This window comes from Streptomyces sp. NPDC055815 (assembly GCF_053616475.1).
On record NZ_JBSHDU010000012.1, the window covers coordinates 108468 to 124050 of the forward strand.

A 15583-nucleotide genomic window follows, 5' to 3' on the forward strand; every position below is an offset into this window, starting at 1 on the left:
CTCCCCTCTCCCGGACCCTCGTTCTCGTCCCCGTCCGACAAGGGGCATCCCGCACGACGACGCGGGTCGACGTGACTGGGTTCCCACCCTTCCGCGTATTACGTTGAGGAAATGCCGTCCATCGCACTCGTCACTCTCGTCGTCCGTGACTACGACGAGGCCATCGCCTTCTACACCGACGCCCTCGGCTTCGTCCTCGTCGAGGACACCGACCGCGGCGAGGGGAACCGCTGGGTCGTCGTCCGCCCGCGCGGCGCGGCCGGCGTCGGCGGTCTCGGCAACACCGGGCTGCTCCTCGCCCGCGCCAGGAACGAGGAGCAGGAGGCCTCGGTCGGCAACCAGACCGGCGGCCGGGTCGGCTTCTTCCTCCACACGGAGGACTTCGCCGGCGACCACGAGCGGATGACGGCGGCCGGCGTGAAGTTCCTGGAGGAGCCGCGCCACGAGGCGTACGGCTCGGTCGCCGTCTTCGAGGACCTCTACGGCAACCGCTGGGACCTCCTCCAGCCCACCGAATAATTCGGTGTCGCCCGCGCGGCGGCGCTCCCTACACTCGCGGCACGGCACACCGACCGGTGTGCCGTGCCGCGAGTGTCTACCGAGGAGAGCCGACCGTGCGTACGCGCCGCTTCGACGTGATCCTCGCCTCTCGCTCCGGCCGGTGGCGGCTGCGCGCCCGCCATCGCCGACCCGTGACGTGACCACGATCCCGTAGGGATCCGTCCGGGAATCGCGCTGCCCCGTTCTTCACGCAGCAGCGAAAGGCACGACCTCCCATGCGTACCCACAGCGTCCGCAACCTCGGCATCCTCGCCCACGTCGACGCCGGCAAGACCACCGTCACCGAGCGCTTCCTCTTCCTCACCGGCGCCACCCACAAGCGCGGCGAGGTCCACGACGGCACCACCGTCACCGACTTCGACCCGCAGGAGCGGGACCGGGGCATCACGATCTTCGCCGCGGCCGTCAGCTGCGACTGGGCGGGGCATCGCGTCAACCTGATCGACACCCCCGGTCACGTCGACTTCTCCGACGAGGTCGAGCGTTCGCTGCGCGTCCTCGACGGTGCCGTCGCCGTCTTCGACGCCGTCGCGGGCGTCGAGCCGCAGAGCGAGACCGTGTGGCGCCAGGCCGACCGGCACGGCGTCCCGAGGATCGCGTTCGTCAACAAGCTGGACCGCGCCGGCGCGGAGCTCGACTCCGCCGTGGCGTCGATCCGGGACCGCCTCGGCACCGTCCCGCTCGCCGTCCAGCTCCCCATCGGCCGCGAGGACGGTTTCACCGGCGTCGTGGACCTGGTCGCGATGAGGGCGTACGTGTGGGCCGACGGCGCCGACACGTACACCGCGCAGCAGGTCCCCGACGCACTCCGGGAGGAGGCCCTGCACCGCAGGCGACGCCTCGTGGAGACGGTCGCGGAGCTGCACCCCGGCGCCCTGGAGGAGTTCTGCGAGCGGGACACCCTCTCCGCGGAGACCCTGACCGCCGTCCTGCGCGACCTGACCCTCTCCGGCGAGGCCGTGGTCGTGCTGTGCGGCTCGGCGTACCGCAACCGCGGCATCGAGCCCCTGCTCGACGCCGTCGTCGCGTACCTCCCGGCCCCGTCGGACATGCCGCCCGTACGCGGCGAGGTCCCGGCGGACCCGGAGGCGCCGTTCACCGCGCTCGCCTTCAAGGTGAACGCGACCACCACCGGCCGGATGACCTACCTCCGCGTCTACGCGGGCACGCTCAGGAAGGGAGACACCGTGCTCGACGCCACCACCACCCGCACCGAGCGCATCGCCCGCATCCTGCGCGTCCAGGCCGACCGGGCGACCGAGGTCGACGAGGCGCGCGCCGGCGACATCGTCGCCGTCGTCGGGCCGAAGTCCGCCCGCGCCGGGGCGACGCTCTGCGCCCCGGACGCGCCGGTCGTCCTCGAACCGCCGACGACCGCCGACCCCGTCGTCTCGGTCGCCGTCGAGGCCCGCCGCAGCACGGACACGGGCCGCCTGGCGACGGCCCTCGCCCGGATGACGGAGGAGGACCCGTCGCTGGTCGTGCGGTCCGACCCGGAGACGGGCCAGACCGTGCTGTCCGGACTCGGCGAACTGCACCTGGAGGTCGCGGTCGAGAAGCTGCGGCGCGACCGGGGCCTTGAGGTCACGGTCGGCCGTCCGCAGGTGGCGTACCGGGAGACGGTGACGAAGGGCGTCACCGGCCTCCTCCACCGCCATGTCAAACAGGACGGCGGAGCGGGCCAGTTCGCCCATGTCGTCATCGACGTCGAGCCGGCGGACGAGGAGTTCGTCTTCGCGTCGACGGTCACGGGCGGCCGCGTCCCGCAGGAGTACGTCCGCGCGGTCGAGGCCGGCTGCCGGGACGCCCTCGTCGAGGGCCCCGTCGGCGGCCACCCGGTGACGGGCGTCCGGGTCACGCTCACGGACGGCGCCACGCATCCGAAGGACTCCTCGGAGATGGCGTTCCGCGCGGCAGGCAGGTTCGCCCTGCGCGAGGCGCTCCGTACGAGCGTGATGACGCTCCTGGAGCCGGTGGCCGAGGTGACGGTCACCGTCCCCGCCGAGTCGGTCGGCTCGGTCCTCGGCGACCTCGCGGCCCGCCGGGGCCGGGTCACGGACTCGACGACCCGCTCCGGTACGGCGGTGGTGTCGGCGACGGTCCCGCTGGCCGAACTCTTCGGCTACGCGTCCCGCCTCCGCGGCCGCACCCAGGGCCGGGGCACCTTCACCACCCGGCCGGCGGGGTACGCCCCGGCGCCGCAGGGGCTGACGGTGTGAACGACGTCCGGGCCGTGGTGACCCCACGGCCCGGACACCCTGCCGGGCCGGAACGACATGGCCAGGACCGCCGTCGCCAACAGCCTTCCGGGGCGGTTACGTTGGCCGTACGGGACGGGAGGGGCACGAGTGACGGACCAACAGGATCTGCTGTACCGCGTGGAGTCGGACCCGGAGTGGGGGACGGTCGCGGCCGGCACGGCGCGCGTCAGCCTGCATCCCGACGAGACGGCCCCGGAGGTCATCGTGGTCAGCGGGCCGTGCCCGCGCTGCGGCCACGAGACCGTGCACGCCGAGCCGCTCGTCTCGTACGCGAACGCGCTCGGCGGCTCCGGTCTGCTGTCCCGACTGCTGCTCCGCCGGGCCGCCGAGACGGGCGCGCGCGAGGTCGAGGTCATCTGCGCCTGCCCCGCCACCCACCCCGAGGCCGGTGAGCAGAAGGGGTGCGGGGCCTCCTGGGTCCTGCACGTCGAGTGGGGCGCCTGATGGCGGTCCGCGTCACGGCCGGTACGCCCAGCACACCGGCCAGCCGGTCACGGGCCGAGGAGTCCCGCAGCCTCCTGATGGGCGAGCTGGCCCGGGTCCGCGCCCAGGCGGAGAACTGGCGCAACGGCCTCGCGGCCCTGCTCGGCCTGCTCACCGCGGTCGGGATGGTCAAGGGGCCGGACACCCTCCAGGGGCTGTCGGGCGGGGCGCGCGGCGCGGTGGGACTGCTCCTCCTCGGGGGCCTCCTGCTCGCCGCCGCCGGGGCCTTCTTCGCGATGCGCGCCGCGTTCGGACTGCCGAGGCGGCGCGCGGCCGACGCCTCGCTCGAAGAACTGCTCACCAGGGAACGGCTGACCGTGCGCCAGGCCGTCAGGGACCTGCGGCGGGCCATCGCCGCGGGGTTCCTCGCGCTGGCCGTGGTCACCGCGGGGATCGGCCTGACCTGGTACGGCCCGCGGCCCGGGGAGCCGGGAGTGCGGATCGTGCAGACCGACGGGACCGTGCTGTGCGGCACGCTCCTGGGGATGGACGCGAAGGGGGTGCGGTTGCGCGTCAAGGGCGTGGAGCGGCCGGTGCCCTCCGGCCGGATCGACTCGGCGACGTCGGTGCCGAGCTGCCCCTGAGGGGACAGCCCGCTAGAGGTTGGCCGTCCAGCGGGCGTCGGGAACGGCGCCCTGCCGGTGGAGGTCGAGGATCACCGGGGCGGTCTGCTCCCAGAGGACGTCCACGATCTCCTGGATCGCCGTACCCAGCTGCAGCAGCGGCGCCGCGCCCTCGCCCAGCCGCTCCTGGGCGTGCTCCCGCACGATGCCGCGTCGGACATCGGTCGGCGGATGGGTCGACACCGCGGACCGCGAGGCGATCGCGCCGGTGACCAGCAAGGGCACGGCCCGCTCCAGGACCTCGCAGGCGGAGAAGAACAGCTCGACGCCCGCGTGGGGCAGAGACGGGCCGTAGTCCTCGCCCATCGCCCCCAGGCACAGGTTCCAGCCGATCAGGTCGGCCACGGCCTCCTGCTCCCACTTCCAGGCGACCTCGGTGACGTCGACGTCCCCCGTCCCCAGCATGCGACGCGGGCTCTTCCGGTCGGACACGTGCTCGGCCATGACGTGGCCGTACTCGTGGCCGAGGACGAACAGCTCCATCCCGTTGTGCAGGACGGAGCCCATGACGCTGGTGACCTGCGGCGGCAGATACTCGGGCGCGCGGCTCGGCCGGCCCTCCAGGAGATAGGCGAGCACGACCTCGCGGAAGCGGCGAACGGCCTCCGGGGAGTTCCGCACGTGACGGCGCACCTTGTCGATGTCCACGGAGAACATGACCTTGTCGCCCTCAGTCCCCTCGTGGGGCATCGCCAGGGCCACGGCTTTGGCGAACAGGTTGCTGAAGGTGAGGAGTTCGCTCTCGAAGGCCACGATGTGGGTCTTCGCGTCGGGGGCCAGCAGCGTCACGGCGTTGATCTCGCCGGTGGCCAGCAGCCCGATCACGGGACGGGCGAAGGAGGCGGGGAAGGACTTCTCCAGGCGGTCGGCCAGCGAGTGGATCAGCCAATACCCCCCTGGATCTTCATCGGGCCCGCGCGGCGGCCAGCGGTCCCCGGGCTTCATCGCCAACTCGACGATCCGCTCCAACTCCCCCTCCGCCACACCGGGCATTCTCCTCCCGGTCTCGACGAGGAGTTCCTTCCAGCCGGCCCCGTCCCGGCTGTGCCGCAGGCCACTCGCCCGGACGACCTGGGACTGCAGCTCCCACAGAAAGGCCCGTGCCTTCTCCACGTCCGTCGCCATCGCGCTCCCCCGTCCCTCTGGTCCCGTCAGTCTGTCGCCAGCCGGGCGGCGATGTCAGCGGAATCGGCAGCCGGGAGGTCGAGTTCGGCCCGTACGGTCTTCCCGACCGGTACGCGGTCGATCACCGCCCACCGGGTCGCGAGCGCCTCGACGAGCAGCAGGCCCCGCCCGCCCTCGTCGAGCGGCCCCGGGGCGACGGCGGCCGGCCGCCGCTCGCCCCGGGTGTCAGAGACGTCGATCCGGAGCAGCCGCCCGGGCGTGTACGAGAGCGTCAGCTCGAAGTCGCGCCCGGGCACCCGGCCGTGGGTGACGGCGTTGGCCGCGAGCTCGGCGACGAGGAGCGCGACGACGTCGGAGGTCTCGGAGCCGTACGGGAGGCGCCAGCGGTCGAGCTGATGGACAGCGAGCCGCCGGGCGAGCCGGGCGCCGCGCGGGGTGGAGCTGAAGCGCTGGGTGAACACACGTACGGTGACGGTGGGTTCGCGGGTCACGGGGGAGGTCATGGGGCCAATGTGGCGGTGCCCGGAGGGAGTTACCAGGTCAGCGACTCGTACGCTGCGGCAGCGTACGGGTTCACACTCTGGACGGTACCGGTCACTACCCGTGAGCATGGGTGCGTTGACATGCGAGCGCACGGGTGCAGGAGGTGGCCGGGGTGACGGAAGCGGTTCCGGAAGAGGTATGGGAAGCGGCTTCGAGCGGGGGCGAGCCGGAGACGTCGGACAGCCTGAAGACCTTCGGGGAGGTGGTCAAGGCCTTCCGCAGAAGGGCCGGCTTCACCCAAGAGGAGTTCGCGCCGCTGGTGGGGTACTCGGTGCCGACGATCGCCTCGATCGAGCAGGGCCGCCGTTTACCGTCCGCCGGCTTCGTCGGGCAGGCGGAGGAATTGCTCGACGCGTTCGGGGCGATCCGGGGAGCGGCGAAGCATTTGACCCGCAACCCGGGGCTCGCGAGGTGGTTCCGGCAGTGGGCGAAGCTGGAAGCCCAGGCGGTGACGCTCTACACGTACGAGAACCGGCTGGTGCCGGGGCTCCTCCAGACGACGGCGTATGCGAGGACGCTCTTCGAGAAGCAGATTCCCGCGTTGGGTGACGACGAGATCGAGGCGAATCTCGCGGCCCGGGTAGAGCGGATGAAGCTCCTCACGGACCGCCCGCACACCATCTACAGCTTCATCGTCGAGGAGCACGTACTGCGCCGCCAGACGGGCGGCCCAGAGGTCATGCGCGAGCAGATCGACCACATCCTCGAGATCTGCGCCCGGCGCAACATCGATATCCAGGTCATGCCGCAGACGCGCGGACACCACGCGGGCCTTGACGGCCCGCTGCAACTCCTGGAGACCGTGGAGAACAAGTGGTACGCCTACTGCGAGGGCCAGCGCGCCGCCCACCTCATCTCCGACCCGAAAGAGATCAGCATCCTCCATAAGCGATATGCCAGGATGCGGGCACAGGCTCTTTCCGCAGAGGAGTCCGTGAGCCTGTTGCGGGAGATGCGAGGAGCAGCATGAGCACCACAGACCTGGCCTGGTTCAAGAGCAGCTACAGCAGCGGTGGCGACGGAGACTGCGTCGAAGTCGCCCTGTCCTGGCACAAGTCCAGCTACAGCGGCGGAAGCGGCGACAACTGCGTCGAGGTCGCCTCCTGCCCCTCCACCGTCCACGTCCGTGACTCCAAGCGCCCCACCGGCCCCCAGCTCGCCCTCTCCCCCAGCACCTGGACGGAGTTCCTCGCCCGGCTCGGCTGAGGAAGCATCACCTCCATGTCCGTGGTTCGTAACGAGCGGGCCCGCACCGGAATACGGCGGCCGCCCCGGCGCAGAATCTGCTCGTCGAGCCATGCGAAGCACACGGGGGATCACCATGCGCGCTGCCCGCAAGACCTGGAAGACGTACACCTTGGGGGCCGCGGCCGTCGCCGCGCTGCTCTCCTCCGCGGCCTGCGGGCCGAGCGGCGGTACGGAGGACGGGGCCAAGAGCCAGGCCCCGTCCGCCACTCCGTCCGCCACCGCGAGCGCGACCGGCGCGACCCCGTCGGAGGCCCCGTCGGAGGCCCCGACCCCGACCGAGTCGGCGAAGCCCACCGCCACCGCGACCGCCGAGCCCAGTCCTGACGCCAAGGACAAGGCCCCGGCCTGCGCCGACCCCGACGTCTCGATCGACACGTCGTACTGGCCCCACGACTCGGGTCAGCACGTCCTGATCACGGCGACCAACGTCACCGACAGGGCGTGCACGCTCTACTTCTACCCGTTCATCTACTTCGGTCAGGAGACCGAGAACCCGCTGCCCCCGATGGAGTCCCGGCCGAAGGCCGTCGCCACGATCGGGCCGAAGCAGAAGGCGTACGCGGGCGTGAAGCTGTTCCTGGGCGGCGAGAAGACGGAGACGTACGAGTCGTTCGGCATCGCGTACCGGGACCCGGGCAACGACAACGACAGCGCCCCGATCGACGTCGCGTTCTCGAAGGACGTCCAGTTCGTGACCGTCGGCCGGAAGCCGTCGGTGACGTTCTGGAACCTGGACCGCAGCGAGGTCGAGAGGTTCGTCTTCAAGGCCAGGTGACGGCGGCGGCGCGAACACGTGTGCCAGGATGCGTGTACCTGCCCGTCAACGCGGGTCGGCCGCCGACGACCTGAGGAGCGACCACCCATGAGCGCCACCCCCTCCGGCTACCTCTCCGAGCTGTTCTCGCTCGACGGGCGCACCGCCCTGGTCACCGGCGGCAGTTCCGGCATCGGCAAGGCCATCGCGGGGGCCCTGGCGCGTGCGGGGGCGAGCGTGGTGATCCTGGCCCGCAAGGAGGCGGAGCTCGTCGCGACCGTGGACGAGCTGACGGCCGACGGCTGCCGGGCGGCCTGGGTGAGCGCCGACCTGAGCACCCGGGAGGGCATCAAGGCGGGGGCGGAGGCGGCCGCGGCCGTCTTCGGGGAGCCGGACGTCCTGGTGAACTCGGCCGGCATCAACCTCCGTCCGCCGTTCGGCGAGCTGGGCGACGAGGTGTGGGACACGACGATGACGGTGAACCTGGAGGCGCCGTTCCTCCTGGGCCGGCGCTTCGGCCCGGGGATGGCCGAGCGGGGCTTCGGCCGGATCATCCACATCACGTCTCAGCAGGCGCACCGCGCGTTCGTGCAGAGCGGGGCGTACGGGGTGTCCAAGGGCGCCCTGGAGTCGCTGGCCCGCTCGCAGGCCGAGGCCTGGTCCCCGTACGGCGTCACCTCCAACACGCTGGTCCCGGGCTTCGTGATGACCCCGCTCAACGAGCGCCTCTCCTCCGACCCGGAGAAGGTCGCCGCGCTGGCCGCCCGCACGATGGTCGGCCGCAACGGCCTCGCGGAGGACTTCGCGGGCGCGGCCGTGTTCCTGGCGAGCGTCTCCTCGGCGTACGTCACGGGCCAGTCGCTGTTCGTGGACGGCGGTTTCTCGGTCCACTGAGGGCCCTGGCCGGGTCCGGGTCAGACGTAGAAGTCCTCCGCGTCCCGCATGGGATACCCGTACCCGGCCATCCCGCCGTACTTGCCGGTCCCCATGTAGTAGGTGCCGGTGTGGTGCAGGCAGAAGAACCGGCTCCGCTCGTCCATGACGATCACCTCTCCCTCCGAGGAGTCCCAGCCGACGGGGAAGAGCCGCACGCCCAGGTTGCGGCTCAGCTCCGCGATCTCCTCGGCGGTGCTGTCCCAGACGATGACCGGCTCGAAGTACAGGTACTCCTCGCGCCGGGCGTCGATGGTCAGGCGGAGGCCCGCGTGCTCGGCGAGGAACGCGGTGGCGGCGGCGAACGGCTCCACGGGGAACCCCACGTTCCGGGTCTCCTCGACGACCTCCGCCACGAACGTCTCGGCCTGCTCGGTGACGTCACGGCCGGGGAACCAGCCGTGCTCGCCGAACCAGGCGTCGACGTCCGCGGGGGTCTCGGGACGGGGCATGGGACGGCTCCTGTCTCCACAGCTGTACGGGGTCCCGGAGCGGCCGCGAGGGGCTCGCCCCGGAACCGGATCCGGAGTGAGCCCCTCGCACCCGTCGTGGCGGCCGTTACTCCTGCGGCTCCAGCCGCAGCGAGATCGAGTTGATGCAGTACCGCTGGTCCGTCGGGGTCGGGTAGCCCTCGCCCTCGAAGACATGGCCCAGGTGGGAGCCGCAGCGGGCGCAGCGGACCTCGGTGCGGATCATGCCGTGGGAGGTGTCGGCGATCAGTTCGACGGCGGAGCTGTCCTTCGGGTCGAAGAAGGACGGCCAGCCGCAGTGCGACTCGAACTTCTCGTTCGAGGTGAAGAGCTCCGCCCCGCAGGCGCGGCAGGAGTAGACACCCCGGGTCTTGGTGTCCGTGTACTCACCCCGGAAGGCGGGCTCCGTGCCGGCGAGCCGGAGCACCTGGTACTCCGAGGGGGTCAGCTGGGCCTGCCACTCCTCGTCCGACTTCTCGACCTCGTACGCCATCGTTCGTCCACTCCCTCAGTTCGACAGGCGGGCGAGGATCTTCGGACCCAGGTCCGTGACGTCGCCCGCGCCCATCGTGAGAACGAGATCGCCGGGGCCGGCCATTCCCGCGACGACCTCGGGGACGGTGTCCTTGTCGTGGACGGCCGTGACGGCGGCGCCGGCCCGCTCGGCCGCGGCGATGATCAGCTCGCTGGTGACGCCGGGGATCGGGTCCTCGCGGGCCGGGTAGATGTCGAGGACGACGGAGGCGTCCGCGAGGGCCAGCGCGTCGCCCATCTCCTTGCCCAGCTCCTGGGTGCGGGAGAAGAGGTGCGGCTGGAAGACGACGAGGAGGCGGGAGGCCCCGGCGGCGCCGCGCATGGCCTCCAGGTCGGCGGTCATCTCGGTGGGGTGGTGCGCGTACGAGTCGATGACCTGGACGCCCTTGGCCTCGCCCTTGAGCTGGAGGCGGCGGCCGACGCCGGTGTAGGCGGTGAGCGCCTGGGCGAGCTCGGCCGGGTCGATGCCGACGCGGGCGCCGGCGGCGAGGGCCGCGGCGGCGTTGTGGGCGTAGTGGCGGCCGGGGACGGAGACGGTGAAGGTGTGCTCGACGCCGTCGAGGAGGACGGTCACCTCGCTCTTCATCCCGTTCGGGACGATCTTCAGGATGCGGGCGTCGGAGTCCTCGGACTCGCCGACGGTGATCACGGAGAGGCCCTCGCGGTCCGCGACGCGGCGGGCCAGCTCGCGGGCGCCCGCGTGCTCGCCGACGACCAGGGTGCCGCCGGGGCGGATCTTGGCGGTGAAGGCCTCGAAGGACTCGTAGATCTCGTCCATGGAGGCGTAGTTCGCGTGGTGGTCCAGCTCGACGTTGAGGACGATGGCGACCTCGGGGTCGTACTTCTGGAAGCTGCGGTCGCTCTCGTCGGCCTCGGCGACGAAGACCTCGCCGGAGCCGTGCCGGGCGTTCGTGCCGGGGCCCGCGAGGTCGCCGCCGATGGCGTACGAGGGGTCGAGGCCGAGCTCGGTGAGGGCGACGGCCAGCATGGAGGTGGTGGTCGTCTTGCCGTGCGTACCGGCGACGGCGATCGCGCGCAGGCCGTCCATGAGGGAGGCGAGCGCGTCGGAGCGGTGGACGACGGGGATGCCGAGCTCGGCGGCGCGGGCCAGCTCGGGGTTGTCGGCGCGGATGGCGCTGGAGACGACGACGGCGGAGGCGTCGTCGGCGAGGTGCTCGGCGGCGTGGCCGATGTGCACGGTGGCGCCGAGGGCGCGCAGCGACTCGGCGGTCGCGGACTCCTTGGCGTCGCTGCCGGCGACCTTGGCGCCGCGCTGGGCGAGGATCTTCGCGATGCCCGACATTCCGGCACCGCCGATGCCGATGAAGTGCGGCCGTTCCATGGCGGCAGGGATGGCGGGTGCCATGCGGATCTCTCCCCGGGGTGTGTGGTTCTGGAAGACCCCAGCCTAGTGGCTCACGCGCGCGTGCCCGGCGGGGCGCGGCGGAGCGGGCGCCGGGTCCGCGCCCCCTGCACGGGGCGCGGACCCGGTGCTGCCGCTACTCGCTGTGGGCGAAGAGCTTCAGGACGGGGACGCCGACCTTGTGGCGGGCCCGGGAGGCCCAGTCGCGGTGGAAGAACTCCTCCACGTAGTGCGGGGCGGTGAGGACGATCACCTCGTCCGCCGCCGACTCGTCGACCACCGCCTTCATCTTGTCGAGCGGGTGGTCCTCGACGACCTGGCCGACCGCCTCGCAGCCGGCGTTTCTCAGGGCCTGGAGCGAGACCTCCAGGGCCTGCTCGGCGAGGGGCCGGGCCTCCTTGCCCTCCGGTTCGTCGCCCTCGTGGGCGGCTTCCTTCAGTTCGCCCATCGCGACGTCGTCGATGGCACGCAGCAGTACATCGGCCTGGTCACCACGCGGCTGCATGAGAACGATGAAGGACATGCCCTCGTCGCCGTGCAGGGTGGTGACGAATTCCACGTCGACGGACGTCAGGGGCTTCTCGATCATGAGAACGCTTGTGAACACCTCAGGAGCCCTTCTGCGGAAACCATCCTTCCCCGTGCCCGCACGGGGTCTGCGACAGTAAGTGTGCCCAGCGGACGGTAAGCGGAACGACAAATTCCGCCGATTGTCAGATCCGACGGTAGCGGGTGAAGAGGAAGCCGTCCTGCTCCAGCACGGAAGCCACCTGGAAGCGTGTCGGGACGGCCACCGAAGGCCCCCCGGCGATCCGCTGGGCGTCACCCGCCGTCATCGTCGGCGAGACCGTCAGACACAGCTCGTCGAGGACCCCCGCCGCCACGAACTGGCCGAGCAGCCGGGGCCCGCCCTCGGTCAGCTGCCGGCGGAGCCCGCGCTCCGCGAGCGCCGCCACCGCGCGGGCCGGCTCCACCCCGGGCCCGTCGCCCGCGATCAGCACCACGGCGCCCGCCGCCCGGGCGGCCTCGATCCGCTCGGCGGACGCGGCGGCCCCCGTGAGGACCAGGGTCGGCACCAGCGGCTCCGTGAAGAGCGGCAGCGAGAAGTCGAGGTTCAGGGAGGCGCTGACCACGGCGATCACGGGCGCCGGGCCCTGTCCGGCGGCGGCCCGGCGGGCCTCGAAGGCCTCACGCGCGCGTGCCGGGCGATAGCCCTCCAGGCGGACCGTTTCCGCGCCCACCACGACCACGTCCGCGAGCCCGCGCAGCACACCGAAGATCCGCATGTCCGTCTCGGAGGAGAGCGGCTGGGAGCGCCCCTCGTGCTGGCCGGCCCCGTCGAGCGAGGAGACCATGTTGGCCCGCAGCCAGGTGCCCTCTCCCCCGGCCTCCGGATACGCGTAGGCATCGGCGAGGGCGTCGAGCGACCACTCCTGGTCGGCGGCGGCGGTGGCTGTCATGTCCGTCACAGGGAAGAGCTGGCGCATGATCGAAGTCTGACACGGCGCTTACAGTGGGGAACTGTGTCGACCCGTGCCCTCACCGAAGCGGCTTCTCCCGAAGCGGCCCCGCTCTCGCTCTGCTCCCGAGAGCCCCACGTCCCCGCCGACCGTCTCGTCGCGGAGATGGTGCCGCCGCCGCGCTTCGACTCGGTGCGCTTCGACACGTACCTCCCCGACCCGAACCAGCCGAGCCAGACGGACGCCGTCAAGGCCCTGAGCGCCTTCGCCGAGGGCCTCGGCGGGGCGCACGCCACCGGCGCGGGCAAGCGCCGCTGGTTCGCGAAGAAGCCGGCCGCCCCGAGCGGCCCGCGCGGGGTCTACCTCGACGGCGGGTACGGCGTCGGCAAGACCCACCTGCTGGCCTCGCTGTGGCACGCGACCCCCGCGGAGCCCGCGCTGAAAGCCTTCGGCACCTTCGTCGAGCTGACCAATCTGGTCGGCGCGCTGGGCTTCCAGCAGACCGTGAAGACGCTGAGCGGACACCGTCTCCTCTGCATCGACGAGTTCGAGCTCGACGACCCGGGCGACACCGTCCTCGTCTCCAGCCTCCTCGGCAAGCTCGTCGAGTCGGGCGTGGCCCTGGCCGCCACCTCGAACACGCTTCCGGGCAAGCTCGGCGAGGGCCGTTTCGCCGCCGCCGACTTCCTCCGCGAGATCCAGGGCCTCTCGGCGCACTTCCGGCCGCTGCGGATCGACGGCGAGGACTACCGCCACCGCGGTCTGCCCGAGGCCCCGCCCCCGTACTCCGACCAGGTGGTCACCGAGACCGCGTACGCCACGCCGGGCGCCTCCCTCGACGACTTCCCGCACCTGCTCGAACACCTGGCCAGGGTTCACCCGAGCCGGTACGGCGCCCTCACGGACGACCTCAGCGCCGTCTGCCTCACCGACGTCCAGCCGGTCCCGGACCAGTCGACGGCCCTGCGGCTCGTCGTCCTCGCCGACCGCCTGTACGACCGCGAGATACCCGTGCTCGCCTCCGGACTCCCCTTCGACCGGCTCTTCAGCGAAGAGATGCTGAACGGCGGCTACCGCAAGAAGTACTTCCGGGCGATCTCCCGCCTCACCGCGCTCGCCCGCGACGCGAAGGGGCTCGTCGCGCAGTAGCTTGGTGGCCGTACCCGATCGAAAGGGATCCACCATGGCCACCGTGCGTCACGCCCACACCGTCTGGCAGGGCGACCTGCTCAAGGGCTCCGGCGTCGTCACCCTCGACTCCTCCGGTCTCGGCTCGTACGACGTCTCCTGGCCGGCCCGGTCGGAGGAGCCCAACGGCAAGACCAGCCCCGAGGAGCTCATCGCCGCCGCGCACTCCTCCTGCTTCTCCATGGCCTTCTCGAACGGTCTGGCCAAGGCGGGCCACGCGCCCGAGCGCCTGGAGACGAAGGCCGACGTCACCTTCCAGCCGGGCGAGGGCATCACGGGCATCCACCTGACCGTTCGCGGCACGGTCTCCGGCCTGGACGCGGACGAGTTCAAGGCCCTCGCCGAGGACGCCAAGAAGAACTGCCCGGTCAGCCAGGCACTCACGGGCACCACGATCACCCTCACCGCCGAACTCGCCTGACACAGGGTCAGTCTCCGCGCCACATGAGGCCGTTGTGGCCCGCATGGTTCACGCGTCACCACAGTGCGTGATACACACATGCGGGTCACGCGTCACATCACATCTGTCCTGTCCGCCAACAGGAAGTGGGTTGTTGCCTCATGTCCGCAACACGACGTCAGATCCTCTCCCGCACCGGCGCGTCCGTCGCCGGGATCGCCTTCACGGGCGCGATCTCCGAACTCTTCGCCGGAAGCGCCCTGGCCGCGAGCGGCCGCCGGGGCGGCTACGGCCCCCTCGTCCCCGACCCGGCCGGTCTCCTCGACCTCCCGGCGGGCTTCCGCTACCGGGTCCTCTCCCGGCAGGGCGACCCGCTCCGCTCCGGCGAGGGGCCCGTCCCCAGCAACCACGACGGCATGGGCGCCTTCGCCGGCCGCCGCGGCCGGGTGCACCTCGTCCGCAACCACGAGAACCGGGTCACCGGGAAGATCGCCGTCCCCACCGTCCCCGGCCTCACCTACGACCCGGCCGGCAAGGGCGGCTGCACGGTCCTCGAACTCGACGGCCGCAACAACGTCCTCGGGGAGCGGGTCGGCATCGCCGGGACCGCCGTCAACTGCGCGGGCGGTCCCACCCCCTGGAACACCTGGCTGACCTGCGAGGAGACCGAGGACCGGGCCGGCACCAACGGCTACACCAAGGACCACGGCTTCATCTTCGAGGTCGACGGCGCCGACCCCCACCGCACCGGAGCCGTCCCGCTCACCGCGATGGGCCGCTTCCAGCACGAGGCGATCGCCGTCGACCCGTCGAGCGGCATCGTGTACGAGACGGAGGACGCCTTCCTCCAGCCCTTCGGGCTCTTCTACCGCTTCCTGCCGAACAAGCCGCTCGGCGGCACCGGTTCGCTGCGCGCCGGCGGCGCCCTGGAGGCCATGCGGGTGCCCGGCGTACCCGACCTGTCCGTCGTCCAGGAGACCGGCGCCCGCTTCGACGGCATCGAATGGGTCCCCGTACCGGACCCGTCGGCGACGTCGACCCCGATCCGCCACCAGGACTTCGGCCCCAAGGGCATCACCCACGCCCAGAAACTGGAGGGCTGCTACTGGGGCGGGCGGGCCGTCTACTTCGTCTCCTCCTTCGCACGGGCCAAGGACGGCTCGGCGGCCACGCACTTCGGCCAGGTGTGGAAGTACGAACCGCACAAGCGCCGGCTCACCCTCGTCGTGGTCTTCGGCCCGAGCACCGACGTCCAGCTCCCCGGCGAGTCCCCGGACAACATCTGTCTCGCGCCGACCGGAGGCCTGATGGTCTGCGAGGACGGCGACGGGGCGCAGCACGTCTTCGGGGTGAGCACGGAGGGCGAGGTGTACGCGGTGGCCCGGAACGCCCAGGCTCTGACATCAGCTGCTGCCGCAGCGGGCGGGACGCCCGAGGCCCCGGAGTGGGGCGAGTTCGCGGGGGTCACGTTCTCCCCGGACCGCTCGACGATGTACGTCAACTGCTACACACCCGGCACGACGTTCGCGGTGACGGGGCCGTGGTGCTGAGCTGACGAGCGCTCACGCGGTCGCGCTACGCGCGTTACACAGCGCGGAGGGCCGCCCCCCCCCCCCCAAAACAAACCCGGTGGGCAA

General features: G+C 71.8%; 18 protein-coding genes. 11 read left to right on the forward strand and 7 right to left on the reverse strand.

From position 1 onward, the window contains the following. The first annotated feature begins 111 nt into the window (after positions 1-111). The 4 genes from ACWGN5_RS11275 to ACWGN5_RS11290 all read left to right on the forward strand — a co-directional run bounded on the left by ACWGN5_RS11275 (position 112) and on the right by ACWGN5_RS11290 (position 3889). The gene (locus tag ACWGN5_RS11275; RefSeq protein ID WP_453513533.1) at positions 112-519 is read left to right on the forward strand and encodes a VOC family protein; all 408 of its coding nucleotides are present in this window, start codon (positions 112-114) and stop codon (positions 517-519) included. A 257-nt stretch (positions 520-776) separates the two neighbouring features. Continuing rightward, positions 777-2780 (forward strand): elongation factor G, encoded by a 2004-nt coding sequence (gene fusA, locus ACWGN5_RS11280; RefSeq protein ID WP_453513534.1) that lies wholly within the window; start codon positions 777-779, stop codon positions 2778-2780. Between the two features lie 129 nt (positions 2781-2909). Next, positions 2910-3266 (forward strand): hypothetical protein, encoded by a 357-nt coding sequence (locus ACWGN5_RS11285; RefSeq protein WP_453513535.1) that lies wholly within the window; start codon positions 2910-2912, stop codon positions 3264-3266. Beyond that, the gene (locus ACWGN5_RS11290; RefSeq protein ID WP_453513537.1) at positions 3266-3889 is read left to right on the forward strand and encodes a hypothetical protein; all 624 of its coding nucleotides are present in this window, start codon (positions 3266-3268) and stop codon (positions 3887-3889) included. The genes ACWGN5_RS11285 and ACWGN5_RS11290 overlap by 1 nt, the downstream gene beginning before the upstream one ends. Positions 3890-3901: 12 nt before the next feature. Here ACWGN5_RS11290 and ACWGN5_RS11295 read toward each other — a convergent pair whose 3' ends face one another. Together ACWGN5_RS11295 and ACWGN5_RS11300 are read right to left on the reverse strand one after the other, a co-directional pair. Next, positions 3902-5053 carry a hypothetical protein gene (locus tag ACWGN5_RS11295; RefSeq protein WP_453513538.1) on the reverse strand — a complete coding sequence of 384 codons (1152 nt, stop codon included), beginning with the start codon at positions 5051-5053 and terminating at the stop codon, positions 3902-3904. Between the two features lie 26 nt (positions 5054-5079). Then, entirely contained in the window at positions 5080-5556 is a 477-nt protein-coding gene (locus tag ACWGN5_RS11300; protein WP_453513540.1) for an ATP-binding protein, read from the reverse strand. 152 nt (positions 5557-5708) lie between these two features. Here ACWGN5_RS11300 and ACWGN5_RS11305 point away from each other — a divergent pair, with 152 nt between their 5' ends. The 4 genes from ACWGN5_RS11305 (at position 5709) to ACWGN5_RS11320 (ending at position 8492) form a co-directional block, all read left to right on the forward strand. Next, on the forward strand, positions 5709-6566 hold the full coding sequence (locus ACWGN5_RS11305) for a helix-turn-helix domain-containing protein (RefSeq protein WP_453513542.1): 858 nt from the start codon (positions 5709-5711) through the stop codon (positions 6564-6566). Further along, on the forward strand, positions 6563-6802 hold the full coding sequence (locus ACWGN5_RS11310) for a DUF397 domain-containing protein (RefSeq protein WP_453513544.1): 240 nt from the start codon (positions 6563-6565) through the stop codon (positions 6800-6802). Before ACWGN5_RS11305 ends, ACWGN5_RS11310 begins: the two co-directional genes overlap by 4 nt. Before the next feature lie 91 nt (positions 6803-6893). Next, on the forward strand, positions 6894-7619 hold the full coding sequence (locus ACWGN5_RS11315; RefSeq protein WP_453513546.1) for a DUF4232 domain-containing protein: 726 nt from the start codon (positions 6894-6896) through the stop codon (positions 7617-7619). Between the two features lie 87 nt (positions 7620-7706). Continuing rightward, on the forward strand, positions 7707-8492 hold the full coding sequence (locus tag ACWGN5_RS11320) for an SDR family NAD(P)-dependent oxidoreductase (protein ID WP_453513548.1): 786 nt from the start codon (positions 7707-7709) through the stop codon (positions 8490-8492). A 20-nt stretch (positions 8493-8512) separates the two neighbouring features. On the opposite strand, the gene ACWGN5_RS11325 is transcribed toward ACWGN5_RS11320, so the two are convergent. The 5 genes from ACWGN5_RS11325 to ACWGN5_RS11345 all read right to left on the reverse strand — a co-directional run bounded on the left by ACWGN5_RS11325 (position 8513) and on the right by ACWGN5_RS11345 (position 12385). Then, a complete protein-coding gene (locus tag ACWGN5_RS11325; protein WP_453513549.1) occupies positions 8513-8983 on the reverse strand; it encodes an SUKH-3 domain-containing protein in 471 nt (156 codons plus the stop codon). Positions 8984-9089: 106 nt separating this feature from the next. After that, the gene (gene msrB, locus ACWGN5_RS11330; RefSeq protein ID WP_453513550.1) at positions 9090-9494 is read right to left on the reverse strand and encodes a peptide-methionine (R)-S-oxide reductase MsrB; all 405 of its coding nucleotides are present in this window, start codon (positions 9492-9494) and stop codon (positions 9090-9092) included. A 15-nt stretch (positions 9495-9509) separates the two neighbouring features. Next, complete coding sequence (murC, locus tag ACWGN5_RS11335) at positions 9510-10901, reverse strand: UDP-N-acetylmuramate--L-alanine ligase (protein ID WP_453513551.1); 1392 nt, start codon at positions 10899-10901, stop codon at positions 9510-9512. Between the two features lie 133 nt (positions 10902-11034). Continuing rightward, the gene (locus ACWGN5_RS11340) at positions 11035-11505 is read right to left on the reverse strand and encodes an indole-3-glycerol phosphate synthase (protein WP_453513553.1); all 471 of its coding nucleotides are present in this window, start codon (positions 11503-11505) and stop codon (positions 11035-11037) included. Between the two features lie 106 nt (positions 11506-11611). Continuing rightward, positions 11612-12385: a pyrimidine reductase family protein gene (locus ACWGN5_RS11345; RefSeq protein WP_453513555.1), complete on the reverse strand. Its 774-nt coding sequence runs from the start codon at positions 12383-12385 to the stop codon at positions 11612-11614. A gap of 36 nt (positions 12386-12421) precedes the next feature. Between ACWGN5_RS11345 and zapE the strand changes: the two genes are divergently transcribed. The 3 genes from zapE to ACWGN5_RS11360 all read left to right on the forward strand — a co-directional run bounded on the left by zapE (position 12422) and on the right by ACWGN5_RS11360 (position 15496). Then, complete coding sequence (gene zapE / locus ACWGN5_RS11350; RefSeq protein ID WP_453513556.1) at positions 12422-13507, forward strand: cell division protein ZapE; 1086 nt, start codon at positions 12422-12424, stop codon at positions 13505-13507. Between the two features lie 34 nt (positions 13508-13541). After that, entirely contained in the window at positions 13542-13967 is a 426-nt protein-coding gene (locus tag ACWGN5_RS11355) for an OsmC family protein (RefSeq protein WP_369147177.1), read from the forward strand. Between the two features lie 140 nt (positions 13968-14107). Beyond that, positions 14108-15496, forward strand: a complete 1389-nt coding sequence (locus ACWGN5_RS11360) for an alkaline phosphatase PhoX (protein ID WP_453513558.1) — start codon at positions 14108-14110, stop codon at positions 15494-15496. The last annotated feature ends 87 nt before the right edge of the window (positions 15497-15583 follow it).

Bases quoted from the DNA above. Each gene is read 5' to 3' on its own strand.
- ACWGN5_RS11275 (WP_453513533.1), top strand. From the start codon at position 112: ATGCCGTCCATCGCACTCGTCACTCTCGTCGTCCGTGACTACGACGAG.
- fusA (WP_453513534.1), top strand. From the start codon at position 777: ATGCGTACCCACAGCGTCCGCAACCTCGGCATCCTCGCCCACGTCGAC.
- ACWGN5_RS11290 (WP_453513537.1), top strand. From the start codon at position 3,266: ATGGCGGTCCGCGTCACGGCCGGTACGCCCAGCACACCGGCCAGCCGG.
- ACWGN5_RS11295 (WP_453513538.1), bottom strand. From the start codon at position 5,053: ATGGCGACGGACGTGGAGAAGGCACGGGCCTTTCTGTGGGAGCTGCAG.
- ACWGN5_RS11300 (WP_453513540.1), bottom strand. From the start codon at position 5,556: ATGACCTCCCCCGTGACCCGCGAACCCACCGTCACCGTACGTGTGTTC.
- ACWGN5_RS11310 (WP_453513544.1), top strand. From the start codon at position 6,563: ATGAGCACCACAGACCTGGCCTGGTTCAAGAGCAGCTACAGCAGCGGT.
- ACWGN5_RS11315 (WP_453513546.1), top strand. From the start codon at position 6,894: ATGCGAAGCACACGGGGGATCACCATGCGCGCTGCCCGCAAGACCTGG.
- ACWGN5_RS11320 (WP_453513548.1), top strand. From the start codon at position 7,707: ATGAGCGCCACCCCCTCCGGCTACCTCTCCGAGCTGTTCTCGCTCGAC.
- ACWGN5_RS11325 (WP_453513549.1), bottom strand. From the start codon at position 8,983: ATGCCCCGTCCCGAGACCCCCGCGGACGTCGACGCCTGGTTCGGCGAG.
- msrB (WP_453513550.1), bottom strand. From the start codon at position 9,494: ATGGCGTACGAGGTCGAGAAGTCGGACGAGGAGTGGCAGGCCCAGCTG.
- murC (WP_453513551.1), bottom strand. From the start codon at position 10,901: ATGGCACCCGCCATCCCTGCCGCCATGGAACGGCCGCACTTCATCGGC.
- ACWGN5_RS11345 (WP_453513555.1), bottom strand. From the start codon at position 12,385: ATGCGCCAGCTCTTCCCTGTGACGGACATGACAGCCACCGCCGCCGCC.
- ACWGN5_RS11355 (WP_369147177.1), top strand. From the start codon at position 13,542: ATGGCCACCGTGCGTCACGCCCACACCGTCTGGCAGGGCGACCTGCTC.
- ACWGN5_RS11360 (WP_453513558.1), top strand. From the start codon at position 14,108: ATGTCCGCAACACGACGTCAGATCCTCTCCCGCACCGGCGCGTCCGTC.